17 protein-coding genes are annotated in these 13,878 nt (G+C 24.7%); all 17 read left to right on the forward strand.

Annotation, left to right across the window (positions count from 1 at the left end):
* Position 1 precedes the first annotated feature (1 nt).
* Complete coding sequence (locus AACL10_RS01860) at positions 2-514, forward strand: adenine phosphoribosyltransferase (RefSeq protein WP_338985583.1); 513 nt, start codon at positions 2-4, stop codon at positions 512-514.
* Between the two features lie 149 nt (positions 515-663).
* Positions 664-1,869 (forward strand): Vmc-like lipoprotein signal peptide domain-containing protein, encoded by a 1,206-nt coding sequence (locus AACL10_RS01865; protein ID WP_338985584.1) that lies wholly within the window; start codon positions 664-666, stop codon positions 1,867-1,869.
* 15 nt (positions 1,870-1,884) lie between these two features.
* Positions 1,885-2,616, forward strand: a complete 732-nt coding sequence (locus tag AACL10_RS01870) for an ABC transporter ATP-binding protein (RefSeq protein ID WP_338985586.1) — start codon at positions 1,885-1,887, stop codon at positions 2,614-2,616.
* 17 nt (positions 2,617-2,633) lie between these two features.
* Positions 2,634-4,619, forward strand: a complete 1,986-nt coding sequence (locus AACL10_RS01875; protein ID WP_338985588.1) for a hypothetical protein — start codon at positions 2,634-2,636, stop codon at positions 4,617-4,619.
* Between the two features lie 155 nt (positions 4,620-4,774).
* A complete protein-coding gene (locus AACL10_RS01880) occupies positions 4,775-4,957 on the forward strand; it encodes a hypothetical protein (RefSeq protein WP_338985589.1) in 183 nt (60 codons plus the stop codon).
* Positions 4,936-5,073 (forward strand): hypothetical protein, encoded by a 138-nt coding sequence (locus AACL10_RS01885; RefSeq protein WP_338985590.1) that lies wholly within the window; start codon positions 4,936-4,938, stop codon positions 5,071-5,073. Before AACL10_RS01880 ends, AACL10_RS01885 begins: the two co-directional genes overlap by 22 nt.
* Before the next feature lie 22 nt (positions 5,074-5,095).
* The gene (locus AACL10_RS01890) at positions 5,096-5,923 is read left to right on the forward strand and encodes a DNA adenine methylase (protein WP_338985592.1); all 828 of its coding nucleotides are present in this window, start codon (positions 5,096-5,098) and stop codon (positions 5,921-5,923) included.
* 122 nt (positions 5,924-6,045) lie between these two features.
* Complete coding sequence (locus AACL10_RS01895) at positions 6,046-6,270, forward strand: hypothetical protein (protein ID WP_338985594.1); 225 nt, start codon at positions 6,046-6,048, stop codon at positions 6,268-6,270.
* Between the two features lie 18 nt (positions 6,271-6,288).
* A complete protein-coding gene (locus AACL10_RS01900; protein WP_338985596.1) occupies positions 6,289-7,089 on the forward strand; it encodes a hypothetical protein in 801 nt (266 codons plus the stop codon).
* 272 nt (positions 7,090-7,361) lie between these two features.
* Positions 7,362-7,862: a hypothetical protein gene (locus AACL10_RS01905; RefSeq protein ID WP_338985598.1), complete on the forward strand. Its 501-nt coding sequence runs from the start codon at positions 7,362-7,364 to the stop codon at positions 7,860-7,862.
* Positions 7,840-8,163 carry a hypothetical protein gene (locus tag AACL10_RS01910; RefSeq protein WP_338985600.1) on the forward strand — a complete coding sequence of 108 codons (324 nt, stop codon included), beginning with the start codon at positions 7,840-7,842 and terminating at the stop codon, positions 8,161-8,163. The genes AACL10_RS01905 and AACL10_RS01910 overlap by 23 nt, the downstream gene beginning before the upstream one ends.
* 48 nt (positions 8,164-8,211) lie before the next feature.
* Positions 8,212-8,520, forward strand: coding sequence for a hypothetical protein (locus AACL10_RS01915; protein WP_338985602.1), 309 nt, complete (start codon positions 8,212-8,214; stop codon positions 8,518-8,520).
* A gap of 2 nt (positions 8,521-8,522) precedes the next feature.
* Positions 8,523-9,362, forward strand: a complete 840-nt coding sequence (locus AACL10_RS01920; RefSeq protein WP_338985604.1) for a hypothetical protein — start codon at positions 8,523-8,525, stop codon at positions 9,360-9,362.
* Positions 9,355-10,983 (forward strand): hypothetical protein, encoded by a 1,629-nt coding sequence (locus AACL10_RS01925; protein WP_338985605.1) that lies wholly within the window; start codon positions 9,355-9,357, stop codon positions 10,981-10,983. The genes AACL10_RS01920 and AACL10_RS01925 overlap by 8 nt, the downstream gene beginning before the upstream one ends.
* On the forward strand, positions 10,983-12,812 hold the full coding sequence (locus AACL10_RS01930) for a hypothetical protein (RefSeq protein WP_338985606.1): 1,830 nt from the start codon (positions 10,983-10,985) through the stop codon (positions 12,810-12,812). The genes AACL10_RS01925 and AACL10_RS01930 overlap by 1 nt, the downstream gene beginning before the upstream one ends.
* Entirely contained in the window at positions 12,805-13,335 is a 531-nt protein-coding gene (locus AACL10_RS01935) for a hypothetical protein (RefSeq protein ID WP_338985607.1), read from the forward strand. The genes AACL10_RS01930 and AACL10_RS01935 overlap by 8 nt, the downstream gene beginning before the upstream one ends.
* A gap of 27 nt (positions 13,336-13,362) precedes the next feature.
* A complete protein-coding gene (locus tag AACL10_RS01940) occupies positions 13,363-13,794 on the forward strand; it encodes a hypothetical protein (protein ID WP_338985609.1) in 432 nt (143 codons plus the stop codon).
* The last annotated feature ends 84 nt before the right edge of the window (positions 13,795-13,878 follow it).

The raw sequence follows: 13,878 nt of genomic DNA on the forward strand, positions 1-13,878 counted from the left end.
TATGGACTTAAAAAAATATATTTGAGATGTTGAAAACTTCCCAATAGAAGGAGTTACATTTAAAGATGTAACACCTTTATTAAATGACAAAGATGCTTTTAAATACACTATCGATCAAATGGTTGAATATGTAAAAGAGAAAAAAGCAGATGTTATTGTAGCTCCAGAAGCTAGAGGTTTCTTATTTGCATCAGCTGTAGCTTATGCTGCAAATTGTAGATTTGTATTGGTTAGAAAACCTGGAAAACTTCCAAGAGAAGTTAAAGATGTTGAATATGAACTTGAATACGGAAAAGGTCATATTCAAATCCATGTTGGTGACTTAAAAGAAAACGATAACGTAGTTATCGTAGATGATGTTTTAGCAACTGGTGGAACAATGAAAGCTATTGTTGATCTTGTTCATCAAGAAAAAGCAAAAGTTAATGGTATTGTTTTTCTAGCTGATTTATCATTCTTACATGAACCTGAATTATTCCAAGAATTTGATACAAAGAGTTTAATTACTTATTAAAAAAAGAGGTGAAAACCTCTTTTTTTATCTTTTAAATTTAATTTTAAAAAGATTTGAAAAAACCTAAAATATTTTTATATTTTAGTTATAATGTTATAGGTACGTCTAATTGAGACAAAATTTTTAATGTATTTAAGGGGAAATTTAAGATGAAAAAACTAATTAAATTGCTAAGTGTAGCTTTAATTACAGGTTCAACTGCAGGAAGCGTGGTTGCTTGTAGTGATGTTGTAATAAGAAAAGAACAACTAAAAACAGTAGATACTTATAAATTAAGATATGCAGCTATAACTTTCTATGTAGATAAAGTAAATAGTGTAAATAGTATCGAAGAAATGATCTCTTTTTATAATGGAGATGAATTTAATCAAAGAATAGTTGACTATGGTGTAGAAGGTGTTGTTGATGTAAATGCCTATTTAAAAGAAGGAACTGATAACATCATAGTTATTGCTCCTGATGTTTACTCTAACTACAAAGAAGTAGAAAAAGAAGATAACGTTGAAGTTAAATACGATAAAGGTAACACTGTTGTAACTTTAAATGTTACAAATCAAATTAAAGAGGTTGTTGAAGGTAAAATTAAATCAGAATCTACTTATGCATACTTAGATGATGCTTATACAAGTATTGAAAAAGCGATACTATCAACATCTGATATTTATTTCAATAAAGAAAAATTAGATGACATACTAAGTAAAGAAGTTACAAGTAATGATTATCCTATAAAAATAGATATTGAAAATAATTCTTGAACAATAGACTTAAATATTCTAGGAAAAGCTCTAACTGACAACTTTATTTTTGATAGAGGAACTATTTCTGGAGATATAAATTGTTTTATTAGTGATTCAGGTGTTGGTTCGTTCTTAAATACTCCTTTAAAAGAAGTTTTTCTTACAAAAGGGTGATTGACAACAATAGTTATATCTTCTGGCGGTTATGGAGATGTTTTAAATTCAGCAAATAAAGAACAAGAAAACTCTATAGAAGAAATCACTAACATGATTTATAAAATGGTAGATCAAACACCAGAAAATTATAAAGCTGTTTTTGAATGGGCTAATAATTTTGTTTCTATAGCAATTGACAACAATCAAACAATGGAGAATGCAAATGAATTAGCCTCAAAAATTTCAATCCTTAATGTGGGAGAAAAAAAATTCGAGATGGCTCAATTAGCTCTTACTTGAAGATCAAGTATTGAAAAACCATTAGGAGTATTTGAGAAATATAAATATGTGGGTATGGATATTGAATATTATGGAAATAATAAAGATTGATTCCCTGTATTTACTTTCAACAATGGTTTTGAAAATGTTAAATACTCAAGCTTTAGACATAATAAAAAATAGATAGGAAATTTTAAAATGATAGAACTAAAAAATGTAACTAGAATCTTTAATGAAGATAAAGGTATCAGGGATATTAACTTTGAAATTCCTGAAAAATCAATAGTTGTCTTTGTTGGAAACAACGGAGCTGGTAAAACAACTACTATTAGAGCAATTTCTGGAGAATTAAAACTTCATACAGGAGAAATCTTGATTGATGGTCAAGATTTATTCAAAAATAAGAATTTAAATAAAATAGCTTTTTTCCCAGATACTGATTACATACCAAGAAACATGACTGTTTATGAATATGTTAGATATACATGTGCAACTCACGGTATGAGAGAAGCTGCTATGTTAGAAAAAACTGTACCAATTTATGAATTGCTTGGAATAACACAATTCATTAACACAAAAATTAAACACTTATCATCTGGTACAAAGAAAAAAGTTGCCATGGTTTCAGCACTTGTTCTTTCACCTAAATATATTATTTTTGATGAACCAACTGCTAACTTAGATATAGAATCAAAAATTGAATTCTTAGAAATTATTAAGATCCTAAATTCTTTAAATGTTTCAATCTTAATTACAAGTCACCTTATTGAGGAATTAGAAGAAATAGCAACTCATGTTGTTATCATAAATGATGGAAAAATAGTATATAAAGAAAAATTTGATAATTCAAAAGAAAAAATATTAGACATCTATAAAAAATTTATTGAAAAACCAGTCTTTAATAAAGAAATTATTAAAGACTTGTACTAGAAAAGAGGGCAATTTAAATGAGTGAAAATAAAATTTTAGAAAATAACCCTCAAGTTGAATCAACTGTAGATGTTATAAAAAAATTCAAAAAACAAAAAGCACAATCAAAAGTTCAAGATTATGAAAAAGTTAACTGAATGAACTTTTGAATTATATTAAAAATTAATTTAAAAAATACTTTTAAAAGTACAGCTTTACTTACAGCGGGAATATTGTTTGTTGCTGTAAATGTCATATTAACATTGACAATGTATTTTGTAAATGGAGAAAATGGAAAAATAAATTATTCAGTATTTTCTATATTAATATCTATTCAATACATTAGTGGTATATTATTACTATCTATTTTTATATCAATGCTTTGTATTTATTTAATGAGATTACATAAAACAACTGGTATTCAAAATATTGAACTTAGATCAGGTATTAGTCCTTCTATAAGTTTTTTAGTTAGAATATTGGTTATTCTTATAGCTGTATTGAGTTATGTTTCAATAAATTTTATTCTAAATACTTTAATATCATTAGGAATAAAATTTGAAAAAAATAACGGTATGTCAATACTTTTATCAAGTCTTGGATTTTGATATCTATATGGATTATTATTTGCTTCAATTGCAATGTTAATTTCACAAGTTATTTCTTTCTTTGCAGCTACAGCTACTATGATTGTTTTATCACTAACATTCTCAACAGCTCCTGTACTTACTAATTTAGCAAATGGTATTGGATCTGTTGATAAGACTGTAAAACAAAAAGAAAAAATTTACAAAATGTATCCAAACTTAAATGCTGGACAATATTTTTATAATATTCTTTCAGAATCAGAACCTTCAAATATATTATCTGGATTGCTAAGTGATAGAAACTTCTTTGCAACTATTGAAAAAAATATCGGATCAGTATTTTTTGGAGATACTGATAAAGTTATAAGTTTTGAAGATTTTTCAACAGACTCAGTTCCAACTTATATTTATGATGCAAATGCTCTTTTAGAGTTTTTAATACAAACAGGTAACTATAATGTTAAATTAACTTCTGAAATGAATAATAAAGTTTTATCAATGGAACAATATTTATTACAAGGAACTTCTATTTTTAGATTACTTGAAGATATGAGATTAAGGTTAGAAAACTCTAACTTTGAAGATACTCAAGAAAATGCTTTCATAATAAAAAATGGAAATAAAACAAAATTTGTAAAAACAGATATTGATCCTGCAATCGAAGTGTTGAAAGAATCATATGGTGAAAACAACGCAGCAATGCAAAAATTCTTAAATTTAGTTGCTGCTCAAAAAAAACAATTAGATATATATGATTCAGTATTAAATACTGGAGAAAAAATTATCTATGATGGATTTGAACCTCAATTTTATAGAGTTGGTGGATCAGTTATGCCTATGTTTAAATATGAAACTGAAAATAATGGATTAAAATTTGAATATAGTAATGGAAAACCTCTAGATGCTTCAATGCAAATGATATCTTACATTACATTACAACTTTATAAAGATTTATTTATGCCTGCAAATAAAGTAGATAGTACATTTGATATTCACTCATTTATAAACCAAAAAAATGAAGAATGAACTTTAAACAGTTCAAGCACAGGATATAATGTTTATAACATGTTAAACATTTTCAATCATCCAGTTTTAGTTTTCCTAAGTGGAGAATCATCACCGATGACTTGAAACTACCTTTATGAAGAATTCTCTTTAATTAATAGATTTTCTCTTGTTGATTTTAAAGTTAACATAAGATATAGTGCATGAGAAAACTTATACATTAAAGAAAATGCAAATCCTAATTTAAACAAACCAAACAAAACAACAAGTGAATCTATCTTATTTGCACCTCAAAAAGGTAACGAAAAAGAAGATCAAGTTAAATTACAATATAACATAAAAGTATTTGGAATTGTAATTTGATATATGGTGGTTGCTTGTGGATTATTTGGAGCTAGCTACTGACAATATCTAAAAAGAGCTAGATACTAAAAAAAACTTTAGACTGAGTTTAAAAAAGTAATCATAAAAAAAAAAAAAAAATAGACCATTTGTTGGTCTATTTTTTTGCATTTATATCTAGTTACTAGAGTTTATTGAACCATTTTCTAGTAACTAGATATAAATGCAAATCTAAAGGAGAGAACATGGATATTTTTGAAATAATTGACAATTGTATAAAAAAAATAGAGAAAGAAATTGAAAATATTGATATTAGATATGGATTTTATTCAAGGGGATTAAAAGATGGATATAATTTTGCATTACGAGAACTGTACCATATTAAATCATCAATTAAATGAAAAACATGGAAAAGAATGAAAAAATAGTGTTAACAATATTAATCGACTTAAAAGAAGTAAATGAATTCGTTATTACAAAGTTAAAAAAAGATGTAACTATATATCCTTTAAAAGAGATATTAGAAGAACTTGAAAAAACCTAAGTTTAAAATAAAAGGAGAAAGTATGCCCAATAAATTTATATCACCATTAACATGACCTGGTGGAAAAGCTAAACAATGAAATTTAATTAAGAGATATTTTCCTAAAAACACTAAAGAAATGATTTATGTTGAACCATTTTTTGGTGGAGGCAGTGTTGGTTTAAATTCTTTAAGAGAAAATTTATTTAATTATTATTTTTTTAATGATATAGATAGTTCTTTAATACAATTTTGAAGATGGTTTAGTTTACATAAAATTTTATTTGAAAAAGAAGACTTTTATCCATATGCAAGTCTTAATTACTTAAGTGATTGATCTGACAAAAATTTAGGTACACATAAATTATATTTAATGAACAATAATTTAACATTTAATGGTCAACAATGAGGAACATGAACACAACAAAGACTAGAGCAAAATTGAAATCAAAATAAATTTATTAGAATTTTGGAATGTCAAAAATTATTACAAAATAATAAAAATAAAATAAGTTTTTTGAGTAATTCCTATTCAACTTGTATAAATTTTTTTATAAACAAATATTGCTTTTATTACTTAGATCCACCTTATTTTTCTAATAAAGGTAAACCATATAGATATAGATTTAAAACTAAAGATTGAAATGAATTTCAAATTTGATTGGAAAAAATAACAAAATCAGAATCATTATTTTGTTTAAGCATTGATGATTCTTTAGAAACGAGAGAAATGTTCAAAGATTATTTTATTTATGAACAAGAATGAAAATACACTTCTTCAAATACTAAGGGTAACAAGAAATGTAAAATAGGAAAAGAATTAATTATTACAAATTATGAGGTGAAAAATAATGACTTGAACATGTCCTAATTGTTGCGAGCCTATAAAGGTTATAAAAAAACTTTATATCGAAAAAGAACCTAATAAATTTTCAAATAACATTATTGAATTAGAATGCTCTAATGACTTGTGTAAAATTTCAAAGATAACAATTGAAAGATAAAAACATGAAAAAGAAAAAATTTTATTATGCCAACTATGATAAAAATGGTGATTTAATAGGGGTGTATGATTCTACAAGAGAAGCTGTTAAAAAAGTTTGAGGAATTTCAACAACCGAAAAAAAGTATAAGCGTTGTATTGAATCGATCCATAATTCAATATGCACAGGTAGAAGTATAAAAGGTAGATGATATAAGTTTACTAAAGAAGATTAATTAGAAAGGTCTAAAACAATGTTAAATAATAGAACTACAGAAAAACAATTTAGTTACATTAAACGTTTATATGAACAATTAAATTCAAAAAATATTGTTTTGGATTCTAAACCAGATTTAAGAGCTGCTCAAAATTTAAGCGAAGAAAATGCAAGTAGATTAATAAAAGACTTAAGAAAAAAATTAAATATTCCAAACGTTAAAGTAATTAATCAATTTAATCCTCTAAAAACAATTAGTAATATAATGATTAAAAAAGAATGAATTGAAGAATGAAAATACAAAGAAAATTCCATTTTAGCTTGAATACCTGATTATCAAAATAATCGTTATTTAGAAATTTCTTTCCCAAAAGGTGGAAGAATAGTTGAAAATGAGAATAAAAATGGGGAATGAATTACTAAAGAAATAGGTTCTTTAATATATGAACAAAAACCTGTAAATTTTTATCATGCAAAAATAGATTTATCTAATTGAATTAGTTGTGGAGTTAGACTTGATTGATCTAAAAAAATTAGATGAATTTCAATGGACACTAAAGAACCAGTTCATGAAAAAGAAAACTTAAAATATGAAAATTTTGTTGATTTATTTGAATCAATAATTTTAGAATTTAAGAATAGCAAATTACAACAAGAAGAAAAAATATTAAAAAGTAAGCTAGAAGCTAAAAAAAGAAAAGAAAAATTAGATCAAGATAATGCGTTAAACTCTCAAATTTTTAATAATTTTAAAAAAGAAAATAATAAAACAATAGAACACAATAAAATAGATGAAATAATTAATATTAATATTTGAGATCCACCTGATGAAATTTAATATGACTTTAATTTATGTTATAAATACAAAGTTTTAGAGTAGGATCCTAAATTTGTAAAATTATTTTTAATAAACCAGGCTTTTATTTAAAAGTCATTTTTTACGTAAACTTCACTTTTTTAGAAAATTTAAATAGATTATTATTTTTGTTAACAATAGTTTACAAAAACCTACATAGTAGACAATGAAAACAAAATTAAATATCTTAACTATTTGCTTAAAAAACTTAACTTTTTAAAAATCATAGGTTTTAATAAATTAGAGGTGTTTTTATGAAAGAACGTTTTTTATCAATTGGAATAGATCCAGCTGGAATTGGAAAAACCGGAATTATTATGAAAAGTTTTAAATCAATTTATCCTAAATCTTGACATGTACAAATTGAAGCAAATAATCCAATTGAAGCTTTTGAAAAAATAATTTCCTGAATCCAAGAAACTAAAAAAAATACTTCAGTTGAAGATTTTGAAATAAAACATGTTGCTGTTGAATTGCTACATAATGGTGAAGAAAAGTTTAGAGAGGTTAAAGCTACACGTGAGTTAATTGCTCTTTTAAGATATTATTTTAAACGAAAATTTTGTGGCCATTATCCAAAAGATAAAAATTTAACAAAGAAAAAAGAGTTACTAAAAAAGTATGGTAATAAATCTAATCACTGAATAGATGCATGTTGTATTTTGCAAGCACATTTAAATGAAGAGAACTTAAATTTAAGAACACAAAATTATATATGAGAGGAAATAAAACATGGCACTAAAAAAAGTAAATAAACATGAACTTAAAGCAATTATTGAAGTTACAGGAAAAATATCGTATATTGATTTTAAAACCGAATTGCGTGATGGAATGGAAGAAGAAATTCTTGAATTAAGAATAAAATGAAGTAATTGTACACTTTTTGTTTATGAAAGAAATCTCTCTATGATTAAACAATTACAAAAATATAAAGAAGATGATGTTGTTCAATTAAAAGGTTATTTTTTTGCTCGTTGATTTCCAGGAGCAAAAAGTTCTCTTCCAGTTATTGAAAAAGTTATTGAACATAATCGTCTTGGAGTATTGACAAATTAAAAAATATTGCTATCTATAAGAATATAAATTTAGAAAAAGGAGAAATATATGAAAAGAAAATTTATTAAACTTGATGAAAACGGAAATGAAATCAAGAATGAAGATGGTACTTTTGAATTTGAAGAACTAGAATTTCCTGATGGAAATGTAGAAACTGAAAAAAATGCATCTATAGTTCCAGAACCAGAGAAAATTAACTCTGAAGAAATAGTAAAGCAAGCTACTGAACAAGTTCTAAAAACATTGAACATTTCAGAACCAATTCCAAATATTGAAACAAAACCAAAAGAATATGAGGATAGTATTGTTTCGAATACAGGATTTAATCCAGCTCAAATGAAAAAGGTAGGTAATTAATTATGGCATATACAATTGATCAATTAAAAGAATTTTGAAGTGAAAATTGAAGATTTGATAATTGTTTAGGTTTATCAAAATTGGCAGTTTTATTTCCAAATGAGTTAAGACAAGAAGGAGCTCAAATGAACTCTATTGTCAAAATACCAGTTATGACTGAAGCTGTAACACAAAAAGATTGAAGTCAAGAAACTGGATTTATTGAAAATAACTCACATGAAAAAATTGTTGAAATGAAATTGAGTGAAAACTTTACATTGTATACAAAAATCGATGCAGTAAATATTCCAGGTCCTAATTGAGCGGCAAATAAAATGATGACAATTGAAAGACAAGAAGCAAAAGCTTATGATGATCATGCATTAAAAACAATCTGTAATGGAGTAAAAAATACAATTCCTTTTCAAGAAGTTACTAAAGATAATTTTATTGAAGTATTTAAAAAAATTGAAAAACAAGCTAAAAAAGATAAATGATTAATTAGTGATGGGTTACTATTAATTTCACCAAAAATAGCTACTTTGGTAGCTCAATCAAAATTAAATCAATTAACTCAAAGCTTAGAAAATACATCAATAATTATTAATACAATATTGAATAAATATAATTGTGTTGAATGTGATGTTGATGAATACGGATATGATATTGTTGCTTTGTTACCTAGTGCATATGTTTGAGCATCTTATGTTCAAACACCACTTCAATCTGGAACATATACACAAGGACCATTTCTTGGGCAAGTATTTACTGTAATTAATAAATGATACAATGGTGAGATTATTCAAGAAGATAAAATTTTAGGTTTTAAAAACACTAAAGAAACAACTCAAAATAATGCCTAGAAAAATTCAGCCAAACCAAGTTGTTACATATAAAAAGAAAATAACTTATAAAGAACCTAATAATACTAGTTTTTGATTAGAATTATTAAAAGTATTTGGAGTTCAAGTTTTAGCTGTTCTTGCAGGATCATTAACAGCTGGAATTGGTACTGCAATAGTTGAAGGTTTGGGTTTTACATCAGTTGGTATAGCATTAACAAGTTCACTAATTCAAACTTCTGTAAATTTTGCAATTACTGAAACTTTTGATTCTATTAATGGAAATTTATCTACTAAAAATTCATTAATGAATTTGCTTTTTGGAATTACAGGTTTTGGACAATTGGGAAGAGCATTTAAATATGATAAATTACTTAAAATTTTAAATGAAAATAATCTTTTAAAATCAGTTAAAATTCAAAGTCAGGTTAAAAACTTTTATCAAATAAAAACTGCCTTAGAATTTAAAAAAATAATTTTAGATGATAAAACAGTTCTTACTTTTGGAAAAACTGTAACAGATATAGAGATATTACACTCTATTGCAGCAGTTTCTACATCTGAAATGAAAAGATCTATAAAAGCTTTTAGTTCAGAAGAAATTAAAAAATTTATAGAAATTCAAAGGACTTTATATAATATAAGTCCTGAACTAGTTAAAAGTGTTAAAAATATAAACATATCTAAATATAACGATTATTTTAAACAAAAATCTGGTTATTCTATAAATGATTTTTTTAAATCAGATGATTTAAAAGCTAGCGAAATAATAGAAGCTTTATCTAAGACAAATTTAGGTTCTACAACATTAATTGAATTTAGTATGTTAAGACTTAGATCTAAATTTCAAAGAACTTTAATTGAACAATTTAAGCAATTTAAAAAAAATGCTAAAAAATTAGTTGATAAATGAAATCCATTTAAGATTATTCAAAAAACTATTAATGAAATTTTAGATCCTATTAAAAAAAGCATTAGTAAAATTACAAATAAAGTAAATGTTTATATTGCAAAACTAAATAAAGTAAGTTCCAATCTACTTAAAAAGTATAATTTGATACCATGTCAACCTGAATCGTTTTTATTGGGTTTTAGATTTACACCTAGTGGAATATCAGGACAAGGCTATTGTGAAATTTACAAAAAACCTTATGTTTGAAAAAAAACACCAGGAAGAATTAGTAACTATTCAAAAGTAACTGTTTTTACTGATATATCTACAATTGAAAAATTTGCTTTAGCAAAAGATCAGAATCAATTTTATAAAGAAAATTGAGAACTTGGTAGGGGATATAAGCAAGCTGATATGAAAGTTTTAATGTTAATATCTCCAACATTAGGAAAAATTTATAAAAACTTTAATAAAACATTGAAAAAAATTGAAGTAATTAAAAATTTAATTAAAACAAATTTTATTTCTAATTTGAAAAGTTATTCTAAGTCTAAATTAAAAAATTTATATAGTTCGAATAAAAGAAAAATAGCACAATTTCCTTTTAGTAAAATAACTGGTTTAAATATATTTTCATCAAATTTAGCAGATTTAATAATAAACCATCAAACAAGTCAAAAGGCATTATTTAATAATTCTGTTAGAAAAAACGTTATAAAAAAAGTTAGAAGAGTGAGGGTGATTGCTTAATGTTTAAATTATGAGATTGTACATCATTTGAAGACTATTTAAATAATTGACCTTCAATAGCTAATAAATTTGATAAATTAACTAATTATCAAAAAAAGCTTGGTTATAAAGATCCAAAAGATTATTTTGAAAAAAATGCTTTTGCTGCACAAGAACTTGCAAATAATAGAGTTGGAAATATTTTAGAAAAATTATTTTCTACATTGGATTTACCTCTTTATTCACAAGAAGAATTAAAAAAATTTACGTATAAAGCTATAGATTATTTAAGATTAAATGATTTAGTTGTATATCAAAATACACGTACATCGCAAACTTCTTACAATAATGGTAGAAGTGATAGTTTACAAGCACCAACCTATAATTCAATGGAATCACTAGTTGGTAGTTCAGCATGAAGAAGTTGAACCTTAGCAAATATTGAAAAGCTATATTTAATGTATTGTGATGAAAATGAAATTCCTTTTTTATTAGACCCAGATGTTTTTTATAATAAAAAAGAAATAGACAAATTCTTATCTGAATTAGATAAATCAATTCAAAATGAACATGAATATACTAATATATCAATTAAAAAACTAAAGGAAAATCAAAAATTATTTCAACAAGAAACTGATCAAGAAGGTAATGTAACAGGTGAAGTCAAAAATTTAGGATACTTTGAAAATATATTAATCAGGTCTAAACATCCTGATAGTTTCATAGAAGATGAAAATGGTGAAAAAACAGCTGTTATAAATTTAAATGAACAAATTGGAGAAATTATTGAAGCATCTGTTTATCAAACTAGTGATAAAGAAGATAAAACAAATGCAATTGGAAGAATTTGGGGTTCACAAATTGAAAAAAGAATTGATAATATTTATTTTCCAGGTGAGATAAAGTTAATTTCAAAAAAAATAAATTTTTATACACTAGATTCTGAACACAAAAGAATAATCAAAGTAGATAATTCAGGTAAAGAAACCATTGTACATAATTTATCTTTTAAACCATCAGGATTATATAAAGAAGATAATAACTTTTATTTAACTGATTTTGATAATAAAAAAATAATCAAAGTAGATAATTCAGGACAAGAAACTATTATACAAGAATTAACTTTTAGCCCAATCGGTATTTATAAGGAAGATGAATATTTTTATACATGTAATTATAATGATAACAAAATAATCAAAGTAGATAATTCAGGACAAGAAACTATTATACATAATTTATCTTTTAAACCATATTCTTTTTGCAAAGAAAATAATAACTTTTATTTAACTGATTTTGATACTAACAAAATAACCAAAGTTGATAATTCAGGACAAGAAACAAAAATTTATGAATTTAAGTTTAAACCAGCTGGTATTTATAAGGAAGATGAATATTTTTATATAAGCGACGTTTTTGAAGTAAATAAAAGAATAATAAAATATAATTCTAATTCTTTATCTACAGAAGAAATATTTAAAAATTTAAATAATATAGAGTTATCTTTAGTTTATGAAAATTTAAATAATTTTAAGAATTGAGTTTTTATTGGAACAACTATTTTAGGAGGTGTTGAATATGAAATTTATCAATACCAACCTGAAGGTTATAAACCTTCAACTAATTTTACAGTTCCTTATTGAGAACAAATATATCAAGAAGATAAAGAAAATAAAAGAAAACAAAAAGAATTAAATGAATTAGTCAAAAAATCAGACATTAAACCTATTGAACAAAATTTAAGTCAAATTAAACCTGTTGTTGAAAATTTAAAAGCTAAAGATGATTATCGAATGAAAAAGTTAGGAATAGATCCAACTGAAAGATATTGAGAAGGTGATGAAGATGAATAAAATTGAAAAACCTGAATTTAAATGATATTTTGGATTACCTTTTAGTAAAGTTTGAAATAAAGGTGCTAAAGATTATTATAAAGATAGAGAATTATATGATTTATCCTTAATGTCTGAAAGTAAAAAAGTACGTTATTTTCAAGCAAAAGTAATTTATGATACTGATACATTTTTTTATCTTTTAGTTACTACTATTTGGTCTTTGCTACCACCTTTAATTGATTTACCAGATTGATTAAACTGAATGTCTTTAGGTATGAAAAATTTTGGTTTTGAAAATTGAGGAAATCAAATTGCTTTAACTTTAATTCCAGCTGGAGTAGGAACGATAATACATAAATTACCAAATTTTATTCCTTCAAAAAAAGGAAGGATAATAGTAGAAATAATATTAAAACTACTTCCTGTTTTGTTATTAATTTTATCCTCGTATTTAATTAAAACTGAGAAACAATATCGAAGTTTCAAAAAAATTGAAAAAGAAAATTTATATAAAGAAGTAATAGGGCAAAATACTACATAGTGTTTTGACCCAGAAAGGAAAACTAATATGTTTAAATGATTAATTAAAAATCCAAAAAGGGTTGTAAGAAATTTCACAATTATATTTTTAGGATATATTTTAGCTTTAGCTATACTTGGTTCACTAGCTTATTTTATAAAAGATAAATTAGAAAACGTCCCATTGTATATAACAGTTATAGTTACTGGAGTTGGTTCTTTAGGGATAACAATTACAGTAGTTGCTTTTATTGGTCAATTTGCAAATAAGCGTGATTCTGAATTGAGAAGACGTTTTAAATCAGAAGTTAATAATTTAGATAACTCAACACTTGCTTTAGCAAATGGAGTAACAAAACAAGAAATTATTAATACAACACGTAATGCTAAGGAAATAAAAAAAGAATTAGTTGATTTACAAATTGAACTTTATCATGCACAAGAACGTGATAAAAACTTAAAATTATCTAAAAAATTTTAAAAAATAACCCACGATAGTGGGTCTTTTTTTAATACAAAGTCATTTCAATGTCTATGTCATGTCTATGTCATGTCTAGTAAATGT

The sequence above is a fragment of the Spiroplasma endosymbiont of Diplazon laetatorius genome, assembly GCF_964019625.1.
GTDB lineage: Bacteria > Bacillota_I > Bacilli_A > Mycoplasmatales > Mycoplasmataceae > Spiroplasma_A.